This is a genomic window from Escherichia sp. MOD1-EC5990, assembly GCF_002965285.1.
In the GTDB taxonomy this organism is placed as follows: Bacteria; Pseudomonadota; Gammaproteobacteria; order Enterobacterales; family Enterobacteriaceae; genus Escherichia; species Escherichia coli_F.
This window is the reverse complement of the sequence record NZ_PTRV01000018.1, coordinates 56,098-78,514: the sequence shown is the minus strand read 5'-3', so window position 1 is coordinate 78,514 and position 22,417 is coordinate 56,098. Positions and strand designations below refer to the sequence as shown.

Annotated in this window: 23 protein-coding genes and 2 pseudogenes; 11 read left to right on the top strand and 14 right to left on the bottom strand. The window is 50.4% G+C overall.

Annotated elements, in window-relative coordinates:
* Positions 1–2 precede the first annotated feature (2 nt).
* From uspD to BEB42_RS18890, 3 genes are all read right to left on the bottom strand, one after another.
* Complete coding sequence (gene uspD / locus BEB42_RS18900; protein ID WP_000323553.1) at positions 3–431, bottom strand: universal stress protein UspD; 429 nt, start codon at positions 429–431, stop codon at positions 3–5.
* 26 nt (positions 432–457) lie between these two features.
* Positions 458–757 carry a DUF406 domain-containing protein gene (locus BEB42_RS18895; RefSeq protein WP_000655991.1) on the bottom strand — a complete coding sequence of 100 codons (300 nt, stop codon included), beginning with the start codon at positions 755–757 and terminating at the stop codon, positions 458–460.
* A 211-nt stretch (positions 758–968) separates the two neighbouring features.
* Positions 969–1,409 (bottom strand): DUF805 domain-containing protein, encoded by a 441-nt coding sequence (locus BEB42_RS18890; protein ID WP_000155253.1) that lies wholly within the window; start codon positions 1,407–1,409, stop codon positions 969–971.
* 100 nt (positions 1,410–1,509) lie between these two features.
* On the opposite strand from BEB42_RS18890, the gene BEB42_RS18885 reads away from it, so the two are divergent.
* Both BEB42_RS18885 and tpiA read left to right on the top strand, forming a co-directional pair.
* Positions 1,510–2,109 (top strand): YiiQ family protein, encoded by a 600-nt coding sequence (locus BEB42_RS18885; RefSeq protein WP_000802214.1) that lies wholly within the window; start codon positions 1,510–1,512, stop codon positions 2,107–2,109.
* 107 nt (positions 2,110–2,216) lie between these two features.
* Positions 2,217–2,984: a triose-phosphate isomerase gene (tpiA, locus tag BEB42_RS18880; RefSeq protein WP_001216325.1), complete on the top strand. Its 768-nt coding sequence runs from the start codon at positions 2,217–2,219 to the stop codon at positions 2,982–2,984.
* A 42-nt stretch (positions 2,985–3,026) separates the two neighbouring features.
* Here the strand turns inward: tpiA and cdh are convergent, their stop codons facing one another.
* From cdh to cpxP, 5 genes are all read right to left on the bottom strand, one after another.
* Positions 3,027–3,782, bottom strand: a complete 756-nt coding sequence (cdh, locus tag BEB42_RS18875; RefSeq protein ID WP_000708998.1) for a CDP-diacylglycerol diphosphatase — start codon at positions 3,780–3,782, stop codon at positions 3,027–3,029.
* 106 nt (positions 3,783–3,888) lie between these two features.
* Complete coding sequence (sbp, locus tag BEB42_RS18870; RefSeq protein WP_001045689.1) at positions 3,889–4,878, bottom strand: sulfate/thiosulfate ABC transporter substrate-binding protein Sbp; 990 nt, start codon at positions 4,876–4,878, stop codon at positions 3,889–3,891.
* A gap of 319 nt (positions 4,879–5,197) precedes the next feature.
* A complete protein-coding gene (gene pfkA / locus BEB42_RS18865) occupies positions 5,198–6,160 on the bottom strand; it encodes a 6-phosphofructokinase (RefSeq protein ID WP_001318165.1) in 963 nt (320 codons plus the stop codon).
* 180 nt (positions 6,161–6,340) lie between these two features.
* Entirely contained in the window at positions 6,341–7,243 is a 903-nt protein-coding gene (fieF, locus tag BEB42_RS18860) for a CDF family cation-efflux transporter FieF (RefSeq protein WP_001076748.1), read from the bottom strand.
* Between the two features lie 148 nt (positions 7,244–7,391).
* On the bottom strand, positions 7,392–7,892 hold the full coding sequence (gene cpxP, locus BEB42_RS18855) for a cell-envelope stress modulator CpxP (RefSeq protein WP_001223800.1): 501 nt from the start codon (positions 7,890–7,892) through the stop codon (positions 7,392–7,394).
* Positions 7,893–8,041: 149 nt separating this feature from the next.
* On the opposite strand from cpxP, the gene cpxR reads away from it, so the two are divergent.
* A complete protein-coding gene (gene cpxR, locus BEB42_RS18850) occupies positions 8,042–8,740 on the top strand; it encodes an envelope stress response regulator transcription factor CpxR (RefSeq protein ID WP_001033722.1) in 699 nt (232 codons plus the stop codon).
* Positions 8,737–10,110: an envelope stress sensor histidine kinase CpxA gene (cpxA, locus tag BEB42_RS18845; RefSeq protein WP_000580426.1), complete on the top strand. Its 1,374-nt coding sequence runs from the start codon at positions 8,737–8,739 to the stop codon at positions 10,108–10,110. Before cpxR ends, cpxA begins: the two co-directional genes overlap by 4 nt.
* A gap of 105 nt (positions 10,111–10,215) precedes the next feature.
* Here the strand turns inward: cpxA and yiiM are convergent, their stop codons facing one another.
* The 3 genes from yiiM to sodA form a co-directional block, all read right to left on the bottom strand.
* Positions 10,216–10,890: a 6-hydroxyaminopurine reductase gene (gene yiiM / locus BEB42_RS18840; RefSeq protein ID WP_001270279.1), complete on the bottom strand. Its 675-nt coding sequence runs from the start codon at positions 10,888–10,890 to the stop codon at positions 10,216–10,218.
* Between the two features lie 148 nt (positions 10,891–11,038).
* Positions 11,039–12,022, bottom strand: coding sequence for a 2-keto-3-deoxygluconate transporter (kdgT, locus tag BEB42_RS18835; RefSeq protein ID WP_001166064.1), 984 nt, complete (start codon positions 12,020–12,022; stop codon positions 11,039–11,041).
* Between the two features lie 259 nt (positions 12,023–12,281).
* Complete coding sequence (gene sodA / locus BEB42_RS18825; protein ID WP_001297064.1) at positions 12,282–12,902, bottom strand: superoxide dismutase [Mn]; 621 nt, start codon at positions 12,900–12,902, stop codon at positions 12,282–12,284.
* A 284-nt stretch (positions 12,903–13,186) separates the two neighbouring features.
* On the opposite strand from sodA, the gene rhaT reads away from it, so the two are divergent.
* Positions 13,187–14,221 (top strand): L-rhamnose/proton symporter RhaT, encoded by a 1,035-nt coding sequence (gene rhaT, locus BEB42_RS18820; RefSeq protein ID WP_105267491.1) that lies wholly within the window; start codon positions 13,187–13,189, stop codon positions 14,219–14,221.
* Here rhaT and rhaR read toward each other — a convergent pair.
* Together rhaR and rhaS are read right to left on the bottom strand one after the other, a co-directional pair.
* Positions 14,218–15,066 carry an HTH-type transcriptional activator RhaR gene (gene rhaR / locus BEB42_RS18815; protein ID WP_024218703.1) on the bottom strand — a complete coding sequence of 283 codons (849 nt, stop codon included), beginning with the start codon at positions 15,064–15,066 and terminating at the stop codon, positions 14,218–14,220. The two genes, rhaT and rhaR, sit on opposite strands and share 4 nt — an antisense overlap.
* Positions 15,067–15,139: 73 nt before the next feature.
* Positions 15,140–15,976, bottom strand: a complete 837-nt coding sequence (gene rhaS / locus BEB42_RS18810; protein WP_000217153.1) for an HTH-type transcriptional activator RhaS — start codon at positions 15,974–15,976, stop codon at positions 15,140–15,142.
* Positions 15,977–16,263: 287 nt separating this feature from the next.
* Between rhaS and rhaB the strand changes: the two genes are divergently transcribed.
* From rhaB to BEB42_RS26505, 6 genes and pseudogenes are all read left to right on the top strand, one after another.
* Positions 16,264–17,733, top strand: coding sequence for a rhamnulokinase (gene rhaB / locus BEB42_RS18805; protein WP_000144092.1), 1,470 nt, complete (start codon positions 16,264–16,266; stop codon positions 17,731–17,733).
* The gene (rhaA, locus tag BEB42_RS18800; protein WP_001353714.1) at positions 17,730–18,989 is read left to right on the top strand and encodes an L-rhamnose isomerase; all 1,260 of its coding nucleotides are present in this window, start codon (positions 17,730–17,732) and stop codon (positions 18,987–18,989) included. The genes rhaB and rhaA overlap by 4 nt, the downstream gene beginning before the upstream one ends.
* Before the next feature lie 82 nt (positions 18,990–19,071).
* Entirely contained in the window at positions 19,072–19,896 is an 825-nt protein-coding gene (gene rhaD / locus BEB42_RS18795) for a rhamnulose-1-phosphate aldolase (RefSeq protein WP_001179727.1), read from the top strand.
* Positions 19,897–19,905: 9 nt separating this feature from the next.
* On the top strand, positions 19,906–20,220 hold the full coding sequence (gene rhaM, locus BEB42_RS18790; RefSeq protein WP_000619503.1) for an L-rhamnose mutarotase: 315 nt from the start codon (positions 19,906–19,908) through the stop codon (positions 20,218–20,220).
* A 313-nt stretch (positions 20,221–20,533) separates the two neighbouring features.
* A pseudogene (locus tag BEB42_RS26595) lies at positions 20,534–20,806 on the top strand (PTS fructose transporter subunit IIA); the annotation flags it as partial.
* Between the two features lie 3 nt (positions 20,807–20,809).
* Positions 20,810–21,082 (top strand): annotated as a pseudogene (locus BEB42_RS26505) (putative frv operon regulatory protein); the annotation flags it as partial.
* 101 nt (positions 21,083–21,183) lie between these two features.
* On the opposite strand, the gene BEB42_RS18780 reads toward BEB42_RS26505, so the two are convergent.
* Positions 21,184–22,239 (bottom strand): YiiG family protein, encoded by a 1,056-nt coding sequence (locus BEB42_RS18780; protein ID WP_001353713.1) that lies wholly within the window; start codon positions 22,237–22,239, stop codon positions 21,184–21,186.
* Positions 22,240–22,417 lie beyond the last annotated feature (178 nt).

The following is a 22,417-nucleotide window of genomic DNA, read 5'->3' as shown; positions in this document are numbered from 1 at the left end:
GGTTACTTATCGATAAACGGCACGATGAGCAGATCCGCTTTCAACTTATTGATCATCCCGCGGTATGCCGGCATCAAACGGTTGATAAATGAGTGGTGATGACCACAGACAAGGAGGTCGCACTGCTCTTGTTGCATAATATCCAGCAGTGTTTCCGGCATTTCCCCACGTTCAATACGCAGTTTTGTCTTCGGCCATTGAATATTTTTCGTCAGTTTATACAGCTTGTTATCCGACTTATTCTTCAACAATTGAAGAATATCCTCTGTTGCAGGGAAGTAGATACCCGGATACAACTCGCTTAAGCCATCATCAATATGAATTAACGTCAGGTGAGCGTCATTATGTCTGGCGAGCTCCAGGGCTTTATTCACCAGTAAGGCATCTTCTTCATTCCCGGAAATTGCCACGCCAATGTGTTTATAAGCCATGTTTAACTCCTTCTAAAGCAACTCCATCAAGCTAACGAACGCAGTGATAACTCAAAAATAATCATCTCGGCCTGGCATGAGAAGGTGAAGGCCGCATCAAGTTCAACTTGCCCCTCCAGATCCTTAATCTTATAGGCCACGCTGGCCCCTTCATCCGCAGAGGATGCAGCGGTGGCAAGCTCTTTCAGTTTAGTCATAAAGGACTCTGCTTCTTCGCGGGTGGCAAAAAAGCGCGAAAACTTACTGGTACAGTTGTCGTTATCAATCACCGTACCGATATCAATCGCACATCCTTTAGTACTGCATTTATCTACGACATCTTTCATAGGGCACCTCTGTATATTCGCCTCTCTGTCGATTACGACTTAAGAATAATGCGCCGTTAAGGGAAGAACAAACAAGTAATGATCTTATGGATTACCATTTTTTTTGATATTGCTTAAGGTGAAGAGCTCAGAAGGATTTTCCGGGCATTGTCATTTTCAACGTGGAAATAACAAACCCGGAAAAAAATAGCAGTAAGAGATATATTAAAGGTTAATTACTTGATTTATTGTCGGCTTTATACTTCACATCCTGAGTATCTTTACCATATTTATTTTCGCCTTGTGTGCCAACAAACGCACCAAGATCGATAAACATCATCACCAGAATCAACGTCGGGACAAAACGCCCCACCGCCCATTGCCAGACACCAGGTAAAATCGCCCAGTTACCCGCCAGCAGCATCCACGCCACAATCATCAGAAATGCCCATGCGCCGGAACGCCCGCGATCATGCAAGCGCTTAACGGTTACTGCCGCTGTTGGCCAAAGCAAGCACACAAGGCAAAACGCCGCGGTCTGAATATCGAGTAAATTTTTACCCGCCAGTGAGAAAAGCACCAGCATGCCTGCGAACCACAGGCCTATCCAAATCCAGAAATCACGGCGTCCAATACGCCCTTTAAATGAAAATAACCATTGCTGTATGGTCATGTAAGTTCCTTGATGGTTGTCTTTTCCAGGATTCTACCCTTTTGACAAGGGCGACAGATATCGTTTTAATCAGAGCCAGTCATAACAAAAGGTACTGTCAATGAAGCCAGGGTGTACGCTGTTTTTTCTCTTATGTTCTGCATTAACCGTTACAACAGCGGCGCATGCACAAACACCAGATACGGCAACGACCGCGCCTTATCTGCTGGCTGGAGCCCCTACTTTCGATCTCTCCATCAGCCAGTTTCGAGAAGACTTTAACAGCCAGAACCCCAGCCTGCCACTGAACGAATTTCGTGCCATCGACAGCAGTCCCGACAAAGCCAATCTCACTCGTGCTGCAAGTAAAATTAATGAGAACTTGTATGCTTCTACAGCGCTGGAGCGCGGTACCTTAAAAATCAAAAGCATTCAAATGACCTGGCTACCCATCCAGGGGCCAGAGCAAAAAGCCGCGAAAGCGAAAGCTCAGGAATACATGGCAGCGGTGATCCGCACACTCACCCCATTAATGACCAAAACACAAAGCCAGAAAAAACTGCAGTCGCTACTAACGGCGGGGAAAAACAAACGTTATTACACCGAGACCGAAGGTGCACTGCGTTATGTTGTCGCGGACAACGGCGAAAAGGGGCTGACCTTCGCTGTTGAACCGATTAAGCTGGCGCTATCTGAATCGCTTGAAGGTTTGAATAAATGACAAAAAGCAAAGCCTTTGTGCCGATGAATCTCTATACTGTTTCACAGACCTGCTGCCCTGCGGGGCGGCCATCTTCCTTTATTCGCTTATAAGCGTGGAGAATTAAAATGCGACATCCTTTAGTGATGGGTAACTGGAAACTGAACGGCAGCCGCCACATGGTTCACGAGCTGGTTTCTAACCTGCGTAAAGAGCTGGCAGGTGTTGCTGGCTGTGCGGTTGCAATCGCACCACCGGAAATGTACATCGATATGGCGAAGCGCGAAGCTGAAGGCAGCCACATCATGCTGGGTGCGCAAAACGTGGACCTGAACCTGTCCGGCGCATTCACCGGTGAAACCTCTGCTGCTATGCTGAAAGACATCGGCGCACAGTACATCATCATCGGCCACTCTGAACGTCGTACTTACCACAAAGAGTCTGACGAACTGATCGCGAAAAAATTCGCGGTGCTGAAAGAGCAGGGTCTGACTCCGGTTCTGTGCATCGGTGAAACCGAAGCTGAAAACGAAGCGGGCAAAACTGAAGAAGTTTGTGCACGTCAGATCGACGCGGTACTGAAAACTCAGGGTGCTGCAGCATTCGAAGGTGCGGTAATCGCTTACGAACCAGTATGGGCAATCGGTACTGGCAAATCGGCAACTCCGGCGCAGGCACAGGCTGTTCACAAGTTCATCCGTGACCACATCGCTAAAGTTGACGCTAACATCGCTGAACAAGTGATCATCCAGTACGGCGGCTCTGTAAACGCGTCTAACGCTGCAGAACTGTTTGCTCAGCCAGACATCGACGGCGCGCTGGTTGGCGGTGCTTCTCTGAAAGCTGACGCTTTCGCAGTGATCGTTAAAGCTGCAGAAGCGGCTAAACAGGCTTAAGTCTGACAGGTGCCGGATTTCACATCCGGCACTTAACTCGCCTCAACGCAAAATCTCACATTGATGATCCTGGATTTCCTCGGCTGAAGCACGGTTTAGCGTCAGTAGATTTCGTTGTGTCGCCAGCAACACAAACGAATTATCACTCTGCCGCACCATCGCCAGCCCGTAGCTTCCCATATGTTCCCGCGCCTCAGGCACTTCTTCTGCAAGCATCATAAATGGGCTGCGTTGTACCAGTTCGCTTTCCGTTACCCGACGCGCCAGATATTCATGCCCGCGCAAGCCACCTGGCAGCGGCAACCAGCGACTGCTGATGTTCGCCAGATTGTTATCCAGCTGTTCGCGCACATCAGGGCGAATACAAGAGATATGAATATGAAAATGGTTTTGCGTACGTCCGGTGCGGGAGTTAATCGCTAAAGAAACCGCGCGATCGGGAACCGGCTGGCCGTATTTTTTGCTCATAAAATCACGCGCCTGCCAGGCCAACCAAAAGAAGTTCGGCGTTGAAGGATCGGTCAACAAAGGACTTTCAGTACCGTTAATACGATACGTTGGCATCAACAGATATTGCAGTGGGCCATTAAGATCTTTTAAAACCACGTATCCGGCATTAGGTTTGACTTCCGCACATGGCGAAGGATTTTGATTTTGCTGCTGATTGGGCAAACATTCCTCAAGGACAATCTTACGTAATGTATCCGACTCTTCACCGGTTAATTTCCAGTAACCAATACCGGCAGCCACAACGGCGATAACTATCATCACCAAAAAAAGAAGACCCGCTTTTTTCATCTTTTTTTCCCTGTACCTCAAAGAGATGCAAGGGTAACGCAAAATCGTGACAAATAAAAAACCCGGTCGCGAGAAACCACCGGGTTTGATAATTATCCTGGGGAAATCAGCGTTTGCTGATCTGATCGAACGTACCGCCGTTAGCAAAATGCTCTTTTTGCGCTTTCGTCCAGCCGCCGAACTCTTCATCAATGGTGAATAACTTCAATTTTGGAAACGCATTTTCGTACTTTTTCGCTACCTCAGCGTCGCGCGGACGGTAGTAGTTTTTCGCGGCAATTTCCTGACCTTCTGGCGAGTAGAGATATTTCAGGTAGGCTTCCGCCACCTCTTTAGTACCTTTTTTCTCAACCACTTTATCGACCACCGACACGGTTGGCTCTGCGAGGATAGACTCACTCGGCGTGACGATTTCGAATTTATCTTTCCCCAGTTCATTCGCTGCCAGCAGAGCTTCGTTTTCCCAGGCAATCAGTACATCGCCAATTCCGCGCTCGACAAAAGTGTTAGTGGAGCCGCGCGCGCCAGAATCCAGAACTTCGACGTTTTTATACAGTGCCCGAACAAAATCCTGCGCTTTTGCCTGATCGTTGTTGTTGTGGTGCAGCGCGTAGCCCCAGGCAGCCAGGTAGTTCCAGCGCGCGCCACCAGAGCTTTTCGGATTAGGCGTGATCACCGAAACACCCGGTTTAATCAGATCGTTCCAGTCATGGATCTGCTTCGGATTGCCCTTACGTACCAGGAAAACAATGGTGGAAGTGTACGGTGCGGAGTTATCCGGCAGACGTTTGATCCACTCTTTATCAATCCGCCCGCGTTCCGCAATTGCGTCCACGTCATAGGCCAGAGCCAGAGTGACAACATCAGCTTCAATACCATTGATTACCGACGTCGCTTGTTTGCCTGAACCACCGTGTGACTGACGAATCACCACGTTATCGCCAGTTTGCTGTTTCCAGTGGGCGCTGAATGCCTTGTTGTACTGTTCGTACAATTCGCGCGTTGGATCATATGAAACGTTAAGAAGCTGAATATCCTTTGCCATAACGCTGGTTGCCGCCAGCAAAAATGTTAACCCTACGCCCCACTTGTTCATCGCCCGACTCTCTTATGTTGTGTTGTGATGAGCAAAGCGTGCCAGAAGGTTAACCAAACATTAAAGAATAAAAAAAGATTGGCTATAACTTGCGGGTATATGTTGGGGGATTAAAAAGGCGGAAGAAATCCGCCTCATATTGCTGACAAAGTGCGCTTTGTCCATGCCATATGCGGCGCGAACGCCTTACACGGCCTACAAAAGTTTGCAAATTCAATAAATTGCAGAATTCATGTAGGCCTGATAAGCGAAGCGCATCAGGCATTTTTGCTTCTGTCATCGGTTTCAGGCTAAAGGAATCTGCCTTTTTCCGAAATCATTAATACAGTTTTTTCGCGCAGTCCAGCCAGTCGCCTTTGAACGGACGCTTCATGTTTTCGATAGCGTCGATGATGTCGTGGTGAACCAGCTGTTCGTTCTGGATACCTACACAACGACCGCCGTAACCTGCCAGCAGCAGTTCAATGGCGTAAGCACCCATACGGGAAGCCAGAATACGGTCGTAAGGCACCGGAGAACCACCACGCTGAATGTGGCCCAACACAGTTGCACGGGTTTCACGACCAGTTTCTTTCTCGATGAAATGCGCCAGTTCGTCAACATCACACATGTGTTCAGTAATCGCCACGATCGCGTGTTTTTTACCTTTCGCGATACCCGCTTTGATTTCGTTTACCAGGTCTTCACGGCTGAATTCAACTTCCGGAACTACAACGAATTCACAGCCACCGGCAATGGCCGCAGCCAGGGTCAGATCGCCACAATAACGACCCATCACTTCCACCACGGAAATACGCTGGTGAGAAGAAGAGGTGTCACGCAGACGGTCGATCGCTTCTACAACGGTGCTCAGCGCAGTGAAGAAACCGATAGTGTAGTCAGTGCCTTTGATGTCGTTGTCGATAGTGCCCGGCAGGCCGATGCACGGGAAGCCCATTTCGGTCAGACGCATTGCACCCATGTAGGAACCGTCACCGCCGATAACCACCAGCGCGTCGATACCACGTTTTTTCAGGTTTTCGATAGCCACAGCGCGGATGTTCTCGTCGCGGAATTCCGGGAAGCGTGCAGAACCGAGGAACGTACCGCCACGGTTAATCATGTCAGATACGCTGTAACGGTCTAGCTGTACCATACGGTCTTCATACAGACCCAGATAGCCGTCATAAATACCCATTACTTCCAGACCTTCTGTCAGCGCAGAACGAACAACCCCGCGAATTGCGGCGTTCATGCCTGGCGCATCACCGCCGCTTGTCAACACACCGATTTTCTTAATCATGACTACCTCTGAACTTTGGAATGCAAAATGAAATCTGTTGCCGGAAGTCTTCTTGCACATCGAAGTGATCCAACGAATGTGCAAATAGTATAACAATCACTTCCTGCTGAATTGATTCAGGTCAGGCCAAATGGCGGTATTTTATACACAAAATGCGGGTCTGGCTCTCTTTTATACTGATTATGAAAGCATAGACCGTTTACCCTCCCTGGGTACGACGGAACAGGGGTCCTGATGGATAATCACATCCGATCCCGGAAAACGCCGTAAAATAGCCTGCTCTACCTGATCCGCCACCATATGTGCCTGAACCAAAGGCAGAGAGTCTTCCATTTCCAAATGAATCTGAATAAAGCGGGTCGGCCCTGACTGCCGCGTGCGAAGATCGTGAGCGCCGCTAACACCCGGCCAGGAAGTCACGATATCAATAATTTCTTGCCGTTCCTCATCAGGTAATGCGCGATCCAGTAATGACTGTACCGCCTCATATCCCATGCGTAACGCGCTATATAAAATATAGATGCCGATTCCCAATGCAAACAGAGCATCGGCGCGATGCCAGCCGTACCAGGACAACCCCAGCGCCAGCAGAATTGCGCCGTTCATCATAACATCAGACTGGTAATGTAGCATATCAGCCCGCACCGCCTGGCTTTGCGTCCGGCGCACCACCCACCGCTGAAATGAGACAAGGATAATCGTACAAATTAGCGCCACAATTGTTACGATAACCCCGACGCCTGGATCTGTCATCGGTGTTGGAGATACCAGATGTTGAATACCCGTCAAAAACAGGAATAGTGCCGAACCGGAGATAAACATACTTTGCGCCAGCGCCGCGAGGGACTCAGCTTTACCGTGACCAAACGAGTGATTATCGTCGGCAGGTTGCAGGGAATATCGCACCACCAGTAAATTCGTCAACGACGCGCCGATATCCACCAGCGAATCCACCAGCGCGGCGAGAATACTCACCGACCCGGTATACCACCATGCAAAAATTTTAATCAGCAATAGCAGCGAAGCCATCGCCGTTGCAGCAATCGCCGCCCGACTGACCAGCCGTCCATAAGATTGATTCATAAATACTCCCGCTATCAACTGACGGTAGTATAACGGAAGCAAATCATCTGCAATGCATTAAGCAGTAGGCAAATTGAGGATAAAAAAAACCCCCACATCATGTGGGGGAAGACAGGGATGGTGTCTATGGCAAGGAAAACAGGGTTTACTACTGGGAACGTGAGTTGCTACTACTCAATAGCTTCAACGATGAACTTTTTTGCCATTGCGTCACGTCGCGCAACTGCTCCATTCGTTGTTGATGTTTCTCGTTTAAAACCGCTTGCTGCTCCGGCGTTAACAGGCGATACATTTGGTTGCGGACTTTTGCCATCTCAACCTGACGAGCAATTTGCTCATTCGCCATTTTTTCTGCCTGTGCGCGCACAGCGTTTTCATCAAAATTTTCTGCGGTGACAAGGCGATGCATTGTCTCCAGTTCGCTAACATTAACAGGCGGCTGTTCGTGCCGGGCCTGTTGCATAAGATCTCGCATCTGCTGACGCTGATGTTCGGTTAAACTTATGCCGTCGAACATATGGCTCTGCGTACTGCGCTGCGTAAGTTCTTCACCCGGATGCCAGTTATCGCCTGAACCGACTTCAGCAGCGTGGCTTAATGAACTGACTGCCAGCGTTGAGGCCATGACGGCAGCGGTAACTATGCGCATCATTTGCTCCCAAAATCTTTCTGTCGCGATTCAACGATAGAGAGTTTACGATTCAGGCTGCAAACATGCGTCAGGGGGTGTAAAACAACGTAAAGTCATGGATTAGCGACGTCTGATGACGTAATTTCTGCCTCGGAGGTATTTAAACAATGAATAAAATCCTGTTAGTTGATGATGACCGAGAGCTGACTTCCCTGTTAAAGGAGCTGCTCGAGATGGAAGGCTTCAACGTGATTGTTGCCCACGATGGGGAGCAGGCGCTTGATCTTCTGGACGACAGCATTGATTTACTTTTGCTTGATGTCATGATGCCGAAGAAAAATGGTATCGACACATTAAAAGCACTTCGCCAGACACACCAGACGCCTGTCATTATGTTGACGGCGCGCGGCAGTGAACTTGATCGCGTTCTCGGCCTTGAGCTGGGCGCAGATGACTATCTCCCGAAACCGTTTAATGATCGTGAGCTGGTGGCACGTATTCGCGCGATCCTGCGCCGTTCGCACTGGAGCGAGCAACAGCAAAACAACGACAACGGTTCACCGACACTGGAAGTTGATGCCTTAGTGCTGAATCCAGGCCGTCAGGAAGCCAGCTTCGACGGGCAAACGCTGGAGTTAACCGGCACTGAGTTTACCCTGCTCTATTTGCTGGCACAGCATCTGGGTCAGGTGGTTTCCCGTGAGCATTTAAGCCAGGAAGTGCTGGGCAAACGCCTGACGCCTTTCGACCGCGCTATCGATATGCACATTTCCAACCTGCGTCGTAAACTGCCGGATCGTAAAGATGGTCACCCGTGGTTTAAAACCTTGCGTGGTCGCGGCTATCTGATGGTTTCTGCTTCATGATAGGCAGCTTAACCGCGCGCATCTTCGCCATCTTCTGGCTGACGCTGGCGCTGGTGTTGATGTTGGTTTTGATGTTACCCAAGCTCGATTCACGCCAGATGACCGAGCTTCTGGATAGCGAACAGCGTCAGGGGCTGATGATTGAGCAGCATGTCGAAGCGGAACTGGCGAACGATCCGCCCAACGATTTAATGTGGTGGCGGCGTCTGTTCCGGGCGATTGATAAGTGGGCACCGCCAGGACAGCGTTTGTTATTGGTGACCACCGAGGGCCGCGTGATCGGCGCTGAACGCAGCGAAATGCAGATCATTCGTAACTTTATTGGTCAGGCCGATAACGCCGATCATCCGCAGAAGAAAAAGTATGGCCGCGTGGAACTGGTCGGTCCGTTCTCAGTGCGTGATGGCGAAGATAATTACCAACTTTATCTGATTCGTCCGGCCAGCAGTTCTCAATCCGATTTCATTAACTTACTGTTTGACCGCCCGCTATTACTGCTGATTGTCACCATGCTGGTCAGTACGCCGCTGCTGTTGTGGTTGGCCTGGAGTCTGGCAAAACCGGCGCGTAAGCTGAAAAACGCGGCCGATGAAGTTGCCCAGGGAAACTTACGCCAGCACCCGGAACTTGAAGCGGGGCCACAGGAATTCCTTGCCGCTGGTGCCAGTTTTAACCAGATGGTCACCGCACTGGAACGTATGATGACCTCCCAGCAGCGCCTGCTTTCTGATATCTCTCACGAACTGCGCACGCCACTGACGCGCCTGCAACTGGGTACGGCGTTATTGCGCCGTCGTAGTGGTGAAAGCAAGGAACTGGAGCGTATTGAAACCGAAGCCCAGCGTCTGGACAGCATGATCAACGACCTGTTGGTGATGTCACGTAATCAGCAGAAAAACGCGCTGGTGAGCGAGACATTGAAAGCTAACCAGTTGTGGGGTGAAGTGCTGGATAACGCGGCGTTCGAAGCGGAACAAATGGGCAAGTCGTTTACGGTTAACTTCCCGCCTGGGCCGTGGCCTCTGTATGGCAACCCGAACGCTCTGGAAAGTGCGCTGGAAAACATTGTTCGTAATGCTCTGCGTTATTCCCATACGAAGATTGAGGTGGGCTTTGCGGTAGATAAAGATGGTATCACCATTACGGTGGACGACGATGGTCCTGGCGTTAGCCCGGAAGATCGCGAGCAGATTTTCCGTCCGTTCTATCGCACCGATGAAGCGCGCGATCGTGAATCTGGCGGTACAGGTCTTGGGCTGGCGATTGTCGAAACCGCCATCCAGCAGCATCGTGGCTGGGTTAAAGCGGAAGACAGCCCGCTGGGTGGTTTACGACTGGTGATTTGGCTGCCGCTGTATAAGCGGAGTTAAACTCCGCATTTGTAGGCCGGATAAGGCGTTTACGCCGCATCCGGCGTTTGAGCAGGATGCCTGATGCGACGCTGATAGCGTCTTATCAGGCCTACTCTCCGGGGGTTATTTTCCCCACAACCGCCGTGAAAAATCTTCGATTTTGCCGCTCAGTCGGCGCTTCTGCATCGTTCGCGTCCAGCTTTTCGATAACCCGGCAGCGGAGAGTAAACGGTGATACTGCTCGTCATCAAACGGCATATGCCATGCGATGGCAGCAGCCTCCTGCACGGTCAAATCGCTGACACGGGAAACCAACTCCAGCGGCGCATCAGCAGATACCAACCCTGGCGCAATCACGCTATACAACCATCCCACTTTACCCGTGTTTTGCATCAACTGCGCTATATCGCTGATATCAAAATGGTAATTGAGTTTATAGCAAGGGGAGCGTGGCTGGCTGACCTGAATTAATGCCTCTCCCCAGCGGAAAATATCGCCAATATAAACATTACTTTCCGTCAGACCGTCGGTTGAGAGATTTTCGCCAAACGCAGGCGCAACAAACAACTCCGCCTGTTCAGGAAATTCCCGCGCCCAGTAGAGATAATGTTCGCGAGGATAATGACACAGCGCCCTGTCTGGCCCACCGTGAACGACTTTCTCTGCCTGCTCGTCACCTTCCAGCCCCAGCTCTGTAAGCATCAATTCGCCATCAACCTGGATTTTGGCAATTGCGCTGGGTTTGCCTTCGGGATAAGCCTGAATCTTGCCCGTGTATACATCAACCGGATATCGCATCTGTTCCCTCTCCACGAGAAATTTCCCCATTAGACCATATTTATTTTATGTCAGGCGTGCTGTTTTCGCGGTATGTATCCAGGCAGGAGCTCAATCGCAAACCGGACGAACGTTAGTTCATCCGGCTGTGGGGATTAAGGAAGCAGGTTTATTTTACCGTGCCTAAAATTTCGATTTTCGCCACTCTGGCTTTGACTTTACGTGACCAGATAGAGGTAAGGATTGGCACCAGAATCGAAGTCACAATGACCGCCGTCGCGACCAGCGAAGTTGCTGCCGGAGCCATCGGTTTAAACGCAGGCACCATTTCTGCAATCAGCACAGGTGTCGCTACCGCCGCCCCTGCGGAACTGGAAGCGGCAATTCCGGCAGTGCCATCGCCACCGCCAATCAATTTATCGGCGATAATCAACGGAATACCGGTCACGATAATTACTGCCACACCCAACAGGATCCCCAGCAAACCTGTCTGGGCAATTACAGTCAAATCAATGGTATTGCCCAGCGCGAAGGCAAAGAATGGAATCAGCGTCTGCACCGCTTTGCTGAAAAATTCTCGTAATTCAGGGTCAAGGTTCCCAAGGGCAAAGCCCACCAGGAACGGTAACACTGCGCCGACGAAAACATGCGGTTCAAACGAGGCAATCCCGGCAGTGCCCAGGATAATCATCGTCATGAGCGGCCCGGACTCCAATGACATCAACACAAATGCCCCAGCTTCTTCTTTCGTACCGTACTGCTGCATGATGGAAGCGTAAAGTCCGCCGTTGGTCATATCCATCGCCGCCACCAGCGCCAGCGTTGAAAGTCCGGCAAAGAATCCAACTTCAACACCATGTTCCGGAATAATGCGCGAGGCAATTGCCGCAACCACCCACGCGACGGCAATTTTTGTTACCACCAGCGTACCGGATTTACGCAATACCGTTCCCGTCGCGCTTAATTTTATTGACGCCCCCATGCAAAAAAACCACACCGCCAGAATGGGCACCGTACCGGTAATCATCCCGTTGGTGAATGATCCAAAATATTTCCCCGCCCCCGGCGAGAAGGTGTGGCACAGTGCGCCAAGGAATAGCGGGACGAGCATCATCCCCCCCGGGATTTTTTCAATCGAGCGTTTTATCTGCATTTCCATCACCTGTCGGCATATTTTTAAGGGCTGATGCGTAATTCCTCAACGGAGCATCAGTGTTGATGAAAACGAAGATAGACATTCATTTAATCAATAAAAGTGATCAAAACCACATCAATTGAAACACTGTTTTATTTTTATCGGATCATTGTTTTTATTTTGAAATTGATCACAAAAAAACCACCGCCGTTGGCGATGGTTCATTTTTTAAGCTGATATGCGGCGTAAACGCCTCATTGCAGCAGGCGGCAAATGATTATTTTTTCGCCGCGAAACGTGCCGCTGCTTCGTCCCAGTTCACCACGTTCCAGAACTCTTTGATGTAGTCAGGACGGCGGTTCTGGAATTTCAGGTAGTAAGCATGTTCCCACACATCCAGGCCCAGAATCGGGAAGCCGGAAGCGCCAGAAATAGCTTCACCCATCAGCGGGGAGTCCTGGTTAGCAGTAGAAACCACCGCCAGTTTATCGCCTTTCAGCACCAGCCATGCCCAGCCGGAACCAAAGCGGGAAGCTGCCGCTTTCTCAAATTCTGCTTTGAAGTTATCAACGGAGCCGAAGTCACGTTCGATAGCCGCTTTCAGGTCACCCTGTAAGGTGGTGCCTTTTTTCAAACCTTTCCAGAACAGGCTGTGGTTAGCGTGACCGCCAGCGTTGTTGCGCAGTACGGTTTTCTTGTCTGCTGGCAGCTGGTCCAGTTTGGTGATCAGCTCTTCAACCGGCAGGTTGGCAAATTCTGGCAGGCTTTCCAGCGCCGCGTTGGCGTTGTTGACGTAGGTCTGATGGTGTTTGGTGTGGTGGATTTCCATGGTCTGCTTATCGAAGTGCGGTTCCAGGGCATCGTAAGCATACGGCAGGGATGGCAGGGTATAGCTCATATTCATCTCCAGTATTGTCGGGCGGCCGATTGTTAATGCCGCGTAAGCAGTTGGTTCATTATAGTTAATTAAATGATATTGAAAATGATTATCAATGCCGTACTTTTCGTAAGGGTATGGTTTTGCAGGAAAATGCCCGAGATGTGAAGCAAATCACCCACTTAATGCCGTGATTGCCAGTAAATCGACAACGGCGGCAACAGGCGAAAGGTTAATCGACAGCACGATTTTTACACTCATCTCGTCGGAGATGTGACGCGACGAAAAATGATGAGGATAAGAAGATGAGTAACGCGATTACGATGGGGATATTTTGGCATTTGATCGGCGCGGCCAGTGCAGCCTGTTTTTACGCGCCGTTCAAAAAAGTAAAGAAATGGTCATGGGAAACCATGTGGTCAGTCGGTGGGATTGTTTCGTGGATTATTCTGCCGTGGGCCATCAGCGCCCTGTTACTACCGAATTTCTGGGCGTATTACAGCTCGTTTAGTCTCTCTACGCTGCTGCCTGTTTTTCTGTTCGGCGCTATGTGGGGGATCGGTAATATCAACTACGGCCTGACCATGCGTTATCTCGGCATGTCGATGGGAATTGGCATCGCCATTGGCATTACGTTGATTGTCGGTACGCTGATGACGCCAATTATCAACGGCAATTTCGATGTTCTGATTAATACCGAAGGCGGACGCATGACGTTGCTCGGCGTTCTGGTGGCGCTGATTGGCGTAGGGATTGTAACTCGCGCCGGGCAGTTGAAAGAGCGCAAGATGGGCATAAAAGCCGAAGAGTTCAACCTGAAAAAAGGGCTGGTGCTGGCGGTGATGTGCGGCATTTTCTCTGCCGGGATGTCCTTTGCGATGAACGCCGCAAAACCGATGCATGAAGCAGCTGCCGCACTGGGCGTCGATCCACTGTATGTCGCTCTGCCAAGCTATGTTGTCATCATGGGAGGCAGCGCGATCATCAACCTCGGTTTCTGCTTCATTCGTCTGGCAAAAGTGAAGGATTTGTCGCTAAAAGCCGACTTTTCGCTGGCAAAACCGCTGATCATTCACAACGTGTTACTCTCGGCACTGGGCGGTTTGATGTGGTATCTGCAATTCTTTTTCTATGCCTGGGGCCACGCCCGCATTCCGGCGCAGTATGACTACATCAGCTGGATGCTGCATATGAGCTTCTATGTATTGTGCGGCGGTATCGTCGGGCTGGTGCTGAAAGAGTGGAACAATGCAGGTCGCCGTCCGGTAACGGTGTTGAGCCTCGGCTGTGTGGTGATTATTGTCGCCGCCAACATCGTCGGCATGGGCATGGCGAATTAATCTTTCTGCGAATTGAGATGACGCCACTGGCTGGGCGTCATCCCGGCTTCCCGGGTAAACACCACCGAAAAATAGTTACTATCTTCAAAGCCACATTCGGTTGAAATATCACTGATTAACAGGCGGCTATGCTGGAGAAGATATTGCGCATGACACACTCTGACCTGCCGCAGATATTGATTGATGGTCATTCCAGTCTGCTGGCGAAATTGCTGACGCAAAACGCGCTCACTGCACGATGCCTCATCACAAAATTCATCCAGCGCAAAGGGACTTTTCAGGCTGGCCGCCAGCCGGGTAATCAGCTTATCCAGCAACGTTTCGCTGGATGTTGGCGGCAACGAATCACTGGTGTAACGATGGCGATTCAGCAACATCACCAACTGCCCGAACAGCAACTCTGCCATTTCGTTAGCAAACGGCACATGCTGACTACTTTCATGCTCAAGCTGACCGATAACCTGCCGCGCCTGTGCCATCCCCATGCTACCTAAGCGCCAGTGTGGTTGCCCTGCGCTGGCGCTAAATCCCGGAATCGCCCCCTGCCAGTCAAGATTCAGCTTCAGCCGCTCCGGGCAATAAATAATATTCTGCAAAACCAGATCGTTAACGGAAGCGTAGGAGTGTTTATCGTCAGCATGAATGTAAAAGAGATCGCCACGGGTAATGCGATAAGGGCGATCGTTGAGCACATGCAGACCATTACCGCGCCAGACAATCACCAGCTCACAAAAATCATGTGTATGTTCGGCAAAGACATCTTGCGGATAACGGTCAGCCACAGCGACTGCCTGCTGGTCGCTGGCAAAAAAATCATCTTTGAGAAGTTTTAACTGATGCGCCACCGTGGCTACCTCGGCCAGAGAACGAAGTTGATTATTCGCAATATGGCGAACAAATACGTTGAGAAGATTCGCGTTATTGCAGAAAGCCATCCCGTCCCTGGCGAATATCACGCGGTGACCAGTTAAACTCTCGGCGAAAAAGCGTCGAAAAGTGGTTACTGTCACTAAATCCGCAGCGATAGGCGATGTCAGTAACGCTGGCCTCGCTGTGGCGTAGCAGATGTCGGGCTTTCATCAGTCGCAGGCGGTTCAGGTAACGCTGAGGCGTCAGTCCCGTTTTCTGCTTAAGCTGTCGATGTAGCGTACGCAGCGAAAGAGAAAATTGATCCGCCACGGCATCCCAATTTACCTCATCGGCAAAATGGTCCTCCAGCCAGGCCAGAAGCAAGTTGAGACGTGATGCGCTGTTTTCCAGGTTCTCCTGCAAACTGCTTTTACGCAGCAAGAGCAGTAATTGCATAAACAAGATCTCGCGACTGGCGGTCGAGGGTAAATCATTTTCCCCTTCCTGCTGTTCCATCTGTGCAACCAGCTGTCGCACCTGCTGCAACACGCTGTGGTTAACGCGCCAGTGAGACGGATACTGCCCATCCTGCTCTTGTGGCAGCAACTGATTCAGCCCGGCGAGAAACTGAAATCGATCCGGCGAGCGATACAGTACATTGGTCAGACACAGATTATCGGTATGTTCATACAGATGCCGATCATGATCGCGTACGAAACAGACAGTCCCACCGGTGATGGTATAGGGCTGCCCATTAAACACATGAATACCCGTGCCATGTTCGACAATCACAATTTCATGAAAATCATGATGATGTTCAGGAAAATCCGCCTGCGGGAGCCGGGGTTCTATCGCCACGGACGCGTTACCAGACGGAAAAAAATCCACACTATGTAATACGGTCATACTGGCCTCATGATGTCGTCAACACGGCGAAATAGTAATCACGAGGTCAGGTTCTTACCTTAAATTTTCGACGGAAAACCACGTAAAAAACGTCGATTTTTCAAGATACAGCGTGAATTTTCAGGAAATGCGGTAAGCATCACATCACCACAATTCAGCAAATTGTGAACATCATCACGTTCATCTTTCCCTGGTTGCCAATGGCCCATTTTCCTGTCAGTAACGAGAAGGTCGCGTATTCAGGCGCTTTTTAGACTGGTCGTAATGAAATTCAGCAGGATCACATTATGACCTTTCGCAATTGTGTCGCCGTCGATCTCGGCGCATCCAGTGGGCGCGTGATGCTGGCGCGTTACGAGCGTGAATGCCGCAGCCTGACGCTGCGCGAAATCCATCGTTTTAACAATGGCCTGCATAGCCAGAACGGTTATGTCACCTGGGATGTGGATAGCCTGGAAAGTGCCATTCGCCTTGGATTAAACAAGGTGTGCGAGCAAGGGATTCGTATCGATAGCATTGGGATTGATACCTGGGGCGTGGACTTTGTGCTGCTCGACCTACAGGGTAAGCGTGTGGGTCTGCCCGTTGCTTATCGCGATAGCCGCACCCATGGTCTGATGACGCAGGCACAACAGCAACTCGGCAAACGCGATATTTATCAGCGTAGCGGCATACAATTTCTACCCTTCAATACGCTTTATCAGTTGCGTGCGCTGACGGAGCAACAACCTGAGCTTATTCCACACATTGCTCACGCTCTGCTGATGCCGGATTACTTCAGTTATCGCCTGACCGGCAAGATGAACTGGGAATATACCAACGCCACCACCACGCAACTGGTCAATATCAATAGCGACGACTGGGACGAAACGCTACTGGCGTGGAGCGGGGCCAACAAAGCCTGGTTTGGTCGCCCGACACATCCGGGTAATGTCATTGGTCACTGGATTTGCCCGCAAGGTAATGCAATTCCTGTCGTCGCCGTTGCCAGCCATGATACCGCCAGCGCGGTTATCGCCTCGCCGTTAAACGGTTCCCGCGCTGCGTATCTCTCTTCTGGCACCTGGTCATTGATGGGCTTCGAAAGCCAGACACCATTTACCAATGACACGGCGCTGGCAGCCAACATCACCAATGAAGGCGGGGCGGAAGGTCGCTATCGGGTGCTGAAAAATATTATGGGCTTATGGCTGCTTCAGCGGGTGCTTCAGGAGCGGAAAATCAACGATCTTCCGGCGCTTATCGCCGCGACACAGGCACTGCCGGCTTGCCGCTTCACCATCAATCCCAATGACGATCGCTTTATTAATCCTGACGAGATGTGCAGCGAAATTCAGGCTGCGTGTCGGGAAACGGCGCAACCAATCCCGGAAAGTGATGCTGAACTGGCGCGCTGTATTTTCGACAGTCTGGCGCTGCTGTATGCCGATGTGTTGCATGAGCTGGCGCAACTGCGCGGTGAAGATTTCTCACAACTGCATATTGTCGGCGGTGGCTGCCAGAACGCGCTGCTCAACCAGTTATGTGCTGATGCCTGCGGTATTCGGGTGATCGCCGGGCCTGTTGAAGCCTCGACGCTCGGCAATATCGGCATCCAGTTAATGACGCTGGATGAACTCAACAATGTGGATGATTTCCGTCAGGTCGTCAGCACCACCGCGAATCTGACCACCTTTACCCCTAATCCTGACAGTGAAATTGCCCACTATGTGGCGCGGATTCACTCTACACGACAGACAAAGGAGCTTTGCGCATGACCACTCAACTGGAACAGGCCTGGGAGCTGGCGAAACAGCGTTTCGCGGCGGTGGGGATTGATGTCGAGGAGGCGCTGCGCCAACTTGATCGTTTACCCGTTTCAATGCACTGCTGGCAGGGCGATGATGTTTCCGGTTTTGAAAACCCGGAAGGTTCGCTGACCGGTGGGATTCAGGCTACTGGCAATTATCCGGGCAAAGCGCGTAATGCCAGCGAGCTACGTGCCGATCTGGAACAAGCTATGCGGCTGATTCCGGGTCCGAAACGGCTTAATTTACATGCCATCTATCTGGAATCAGATACGCCAGTCGCGCGCGACCAAATCAAACCAGAGCACTTCAAAAACTGGGTTGAATGGGCGAAAACCAATCAGCTCGGTCTGGATTTTAACCCCTCCTGTTTTTCGCATCCGCTAAGCGCCGATGGCTTTACGCTTTCCCATGCCGACGACAGTATTCGCCAGTTCTGGATTGATCACTGCAAGGCCAGCCGCCGTGTTTCAGCCTATTTTGGCGAGCAACTTGGCACACCGTCGGTGATGAACATCTGGATCCCGGATGGCATGAAAGATATCACCGTTGACCGTCTCGCCCCGCGTCAGCGTCTGCTGGCAGCTCTGGATGAGGTGATCAGCGAGAAGCTGGATCCGGCGCACCATATCGACGCCGTTGAGAGCAAATTGTTTGGTATTGGCGCGGAGAGCTACACGGTTGGCTCCAATGAGTTTTACATGGGGTATGCCACCAGCCGCCAGACGGCGCTGTGCCTGGATGCCGGACATTTCCACCCAACTGAAGTGATTTCCGACAAGATTTCCGCCGCCATGCTGTATGTGCCGCAGTTGCTGCTGCACGTCAGCCGTCCGGTTCGCTGGGACAGCGATCACGTAGTGCTACTGGATGATGAAACTCAGGCGATTGCCAGTGAGATTGTTCGTCACGATCTGTTCGACCGGGTACATATCGGTCTCGATTTCTTTGATGCCTCTATCAACCGCATTGCCGCATGGGTCATTGGTACACGCAATATGAAAAAAGCCCTGCTGCGTGCGTTGCTGGAACCTACCGCTGAGCTGCGCAAGCTGGAAGCAGCGGGCGATTACACTGCGCGTCTGGCGCTACTGGAAGAGCAGAAATCGTTGCCGTGGCAGGCGGTGTGGGAAATGTATTGTCAGCGTCACGATACCCCAGCGGGTAGCGAATGGCTGGAAAGCGTGCGGGCTTATGAGAAAGCGATTTTGAGCCAGCGTGGGTAAACACTGCCGGATGCGGCGCGAGCGCCTTATCCGGCCTACGGGTCGTGCATCCGACAACACCGAATTTACAGGAACACAGAACATGCAAAACATTACCCAGTCCTGGTTTGTCCAGGGAATGATCAAAGCCACCACCGACGCCTGGCTGAAAGGCTGGGACGAGCGCAACGGCGGCAACCTGACGCTGCGCCTGGATGACGCCGATATCGCGCCTTATCACGACAACTTCCATGCACAACCGCGCTATATCCCGCTCAGCCAGCCCATGCCTTTACTGGCAAATACACCGTTTATTGTCACCGGCTCCGGCAAATTCTTTCGTAACATCCAGCTTGATCCTGCGGCTAACTTAGGCGTCGTAAAAGTCGACAGCGACGGCGCGGGCTACCACATTCTCTGGGGGCTAACTCACGAAGCCGTTCCAACCTCTGAACTTCCGGCTCACTTCCTTTCCCACTGCGAGCGCATTAAAGCCACCAACGGTAAAGATCGGGTGATCATGCACTGCCACGCCACCAACCTGATCGCCCTTACCTACGTACTGGAAAACGACACCGCGCTCTTCACTCGCCAGCTTTGGGAAGGCAGCACCGAGTGTCTGGTAGTGTTCCCGGATGGCGTCGGCATTTTGCCGTGGATGGTGCCCGGCACGGACGAAATCGGCCAGGCGACCGCACAGGAAATGCAAAAACATTCGCTGGTGTTGTGGCCCTTCCACGGCGTCTTCGGCAGCGGTCCGACACTGGATGAAACATTCGGTTTAATCGACACCGCAGAAAAATCAGCACAAGTATTAGTGAAGGTTTATTCGATGGGCGGCATGAAACAGACCATCAGTCGTGAAGAGCTGATAGCACTCGGCCAGCGTTTCGGCGTTACACCACTAGCCAGTGCGCTGGCGCTGTAAGGAGCAAACATGATCCGCAAAGCCTTTGTCATGCAGGTTAACCCCGACGCCCACGAAGAGTATCAGCGTCGGCATAATCCAATCTGGCCGGAACTGGAAGCAGTGTTGAAATCTCACGGTGCGCATAACTACGCCATTTACCTTGACAAAGCGCGTAATCTGCTGTTTGCCACGGTAGAGATTGAATCTGAAGAACGGTGGAATGCGGTAGCCAGTACTGATGTTTGCCAACGTTGGTGGAAGTATATGACCGACGTTATGCCAGCTAACCCGGATAACAGCCCAGTCAGTAGCGAGCTGCAAGAAGTGTTTTACCTGCCTTAATTGCCCAATGTGCCGGAAACGCCTCCGGCACAATACTTTTAATTTCTACTTAAAAAAATAAACATATTGCACCTTCAATGAGTATATCCAGGCAAGTTATATTTCCCCGATACATTATGAGCAAATCACAAAAATAATGAATAACTCATTAATGATTCATGTCGTTTATTTAAATAACCATTATTTGCATTACTCCGCAAACCTGACCTTTCCCTCTATCTCAAATTGTCATCGTTTGCCGACATATCGACTCTCATCACTTAGTCGCTCCACCATTACAATGGGTTAAAATATATTTTATGGAGTTCGATTAATGGCTGCTCTTACTGCAAGCTGTATTGCCTTGAATATTCAGGGCAATAGCGATTATTCCATTCTGAGACAGCTGGCTACAATAGCATGTCAAAATGGTTTCATTACCGATTCTCATACGTTTCTGCAGACCCTACTGCGACGCGAAAAAATGCACTCCACAGGATTTGGTTCTGGCATTGCCGTACCACACGGTAAAAGAGCCTGCGTTAAACTACCCTTCGTGTTATTCGCCCGCAAAGCACAGGCCATTAACTGGAAAGCCAGCGACGGCTAAGGCGAAAACCTGATTGTTAATCGTCTCGCCATCCCACATGGCTGGAGCGAACAGGAACGCCGTTTTCGTGGATTTTTTATTACCCTCGCCCAACCGCTCGAGGTGAATAACGAAGTCATTAACCATGTGTTGATCGCCTGTGCCGCCGCTGATGCGCGCCACGAGTTGAAAATATTCAGCTCTCTGGCAAGCGTACTATGTACGTATCCGGCGGAGACTATTGCCGGGCTAACGGGATATGAAGGGTGTATAGCGTTACTTCGTCAGGAGTGAATGATGTCGGATCCACGTTTGACACGGCTTAACGACGTGTAGGTCGGATAAAGCGTTTACGCCGCATCCGACCTTGTATTTCTCAGCAAAAATAAAAACGTTTAACGCAGGCGATTATAATCATCGACCATTTCGTTGTACTCACGTAATGCTCTCGGGAAAGAGTCGTCGACCATCCAACTTGTGTTTGCATCCTGAAGTTGCTCTTTATCCCAGTCAGAATACGGAACTTTATCTCTGACGCGGCGAACATATTTTTTAGCCTCGAGTTGATACTGGTCTGCCGAATTAATGAACGAGAAATTCATACCGCCTTTATCCGCTTCTTTGGCCTGCGCCACCAGCGTTTCCAGTTCAGAGACTTTCTTCATTGCCGCATCAACATCAAACTTCTCTTGCGAAATCAGGTTATTAATTTGTTTCGCTGAAATCATGACTGCCAGGGAGTAGTAGTGGAATGTTTTTCCTTCTGTTTCTTCAATATTTTTCAGTTCCGCAAGCTGACGCTTATCGTTAATTTCCTGAATCGCCGCATGATAAGATTCTGCTACAGGTTCAAAGGCTTCAAGATTTTTTAAGAATGTCTGGTGCAGCGTTTTCCCTTTCGCAAACGCATCGTCTTTATAATTTTCCTGGGTGTAATATTTATCCATTTCGTTAATGGTATTACCCAACGCCACGGCAGCATCAATATAACTCACCGCCACGCCATCAATAGGTTGCAGCGCAGGCGTTAACGCCACAGCACTTTTTACGCCTTTTTCACACTCAGCGAGGTTGGATTCACTAATACCGTAGATACCATAAACAGTACGCTCTTCACCGGTAGGGCCCTGTTTAAAATCTTTCAGCCAGTCAGCATAACGCGCCAGACTGCTCTGTACAGGGATCTGTAACTTGTTGTAGCACTTGATATAGACATCCATTTTTTCGTCGAAAACCGCTTGTTCATCGACCACCGGTTGAGCAGGCGTTTCAGGTTTAACTTCTGCTTTTGCAACGGGAGCTTCAGCAGGTTTCGCTTCAGGAGCTGGTGCGGCAGGTTGACTATTGGCAGGCGGGGGCGTTTCTGTTTCGGATTTTTTATCGTCACAACCCGTGAGACCGAGGGCCATTATGGCGACTATAATAGCGGAAGATAATAAATTCCTTTTCATTTAATTGCCTTATAAATAGATAAATAAGAGTGTGAATATAATAAATGAAAAAAGAAAATGTCACTACACGCGTTTTGTTTATAAATAAATCGATAATATTCATAAAATGAATAAGTCCTGTAATTTAATTTCTAAATCACAGGACTTATTTTAATTAACGGCACAACCTTTGCGGGAG

Excerpts from the sequence above, each read along its gene's own strand:
- uspD (WP_000323553.1), bottom strand. The coding sequence starts at position 431 with ATGGCTTATAAACACATTGGCGTGGCAATTTCCGGGAATGAAGAAGAT.
- BEB42_RS18895 (WP_000655991.1), bottom strand. The coding sequence starts at position 757 with ATGAAAGATGTCGTAGATAAATGCAGTACTAAAGGATGTGCGATTGAT.
- BEB42_RS18890 (WP_000155253.1), bottom strand. The coding sequence starts at position 1,409 with ATGACCATACAGCAATGGTTATTTTCATTTAAAGGGCGTATTGGACGC.
- BEB42_RS18885 (WP_000802214.1), top strand. The coding sequence starts at position 1,510 with ATGAAGCCAGGGTGTACGCTGTTTTTTCTCTTATGTTCTGCATTAACC.
- tpiA (WP_001216325.1), top strand. The coding sequence starts at position 2,217 with ATGCGACATCCTTTAGTGATGGGTAACTGGAAACTGAACGGCAGCCGC.
- cdh (WP_000708998.1), bottom strand. The coding sequence starts at position 3,782 with ATGAAAAAAGCGGGTCTTCTTTTTTTGGTGATGATAGTTATCGCCGTT.
- sbp (WP_001045689.1), bottom strand. The coding sequence starts at position 4,878 with ATGAACAAGTGGGGCGTAGGGTTAACATTTTTGCTGGCGGCAACCAGC.
- pfkA (WP_001318165.1), bottom strand. The coding sequence starts at position 6,160 with ATGATTAAGAAAATCGGTGTGTTGACAAGCGGCGGTGATGCGCCAGGC.
- fieF (WP_001076748.1), bottom strand. The coding sequence starts at position 7,243 with ATGAATCAATCTTATGGACGGCTGGTCAGTCGGGCGGCGATTGCTGCA.
- cpxP (WP_001223800.1), bottom strand. The coding sequence starts at position 7,892 with ATGCGCATAGTTACCGCTGCCGTCATGGCCTCAACGCTGGCAGTCAGT.
- cpxR (WP_001033722.1), top strand. The coding sequence starts at position 8,042 with ATGAATAAAATCCTGTTAGTTGATGATGACCGAGAGCTGACTTCCCTG.
- cpxA (WP_000580426.1), top strand. The coding sequence starts at position 8,737 with ATGATAGGCAGCTTAACCGCGCGCATCTTCGCCATCTTCTGGCTGACG.
- yiiM (WP_001270279.1), bottom strand. The coding sequence starts at position 10,890 with ATGCGATATCCGGTTGATGTATACACGGGCAAGATTCAGGCTTATCCC.
- kdgT (WP_001166064.1), bottom strand. The coding sequence starts at position 12,022 with ATGCAGATAAAACGCTCGATTGAAAAAATCCCGGGGGGGATGATGCTC.
- sodA (WP_001297064.1), bottom strand. The coding sequence starts at position 12,902 with ATGAGCTATACCCTGCCATCCCTGCCGTATGCTTACGATGCCCTGGAA.
- rhaT (WP_105267491.1), top strand. The coding sequence starts at position 13,187 with ATGAGTAACGCGATTACGATGGGGATATTTTGGCATTTGATCGGCGCG.
- rhaS (WP_000217153.1), bottom strand. The coding sequence starts at position 15,976 with ATGACCGTATTACATAGTGTGGATTTTTTTCCGTCTGGTAACGCGTCC.
- rhaB (WP_000144092.1), top strand. The coding sequence starts at position 16,264 with ATGACCTTTCGCAATTGTGTCGCCGTCGATCTCGGCGCATCCAGTGGG.
- rhaA (WP_001353714.1), top strand. The coding sequence starts at position 17,730 with ATGACCACTCAACTGGAACAGGCCTGGGAGCTGGCGAAACAGCGTTTC.
- rhaD (WP_001179727.1), top strand. The coding sequence starts at position 19,072 with ATGCAAAACATTACCCAGTCCTGGTTTGTCCAGGGAATGATCAAAGCC.
- rhaM (WP_000619503.1), top strand. The coding sequence starts at position 19,906 with ATGATCCGCAAAGCCTTTGTCATGCAGGTTAACCCCGACGCCCACGAA.
- BEB42_RS18780 (WP_001353713.1), bottom strand. The coding sequence starts at position 22,239 with ATGAAAAGGAATTTATTATCTTCCGCTATTATAGTCGCCATAATGGCC.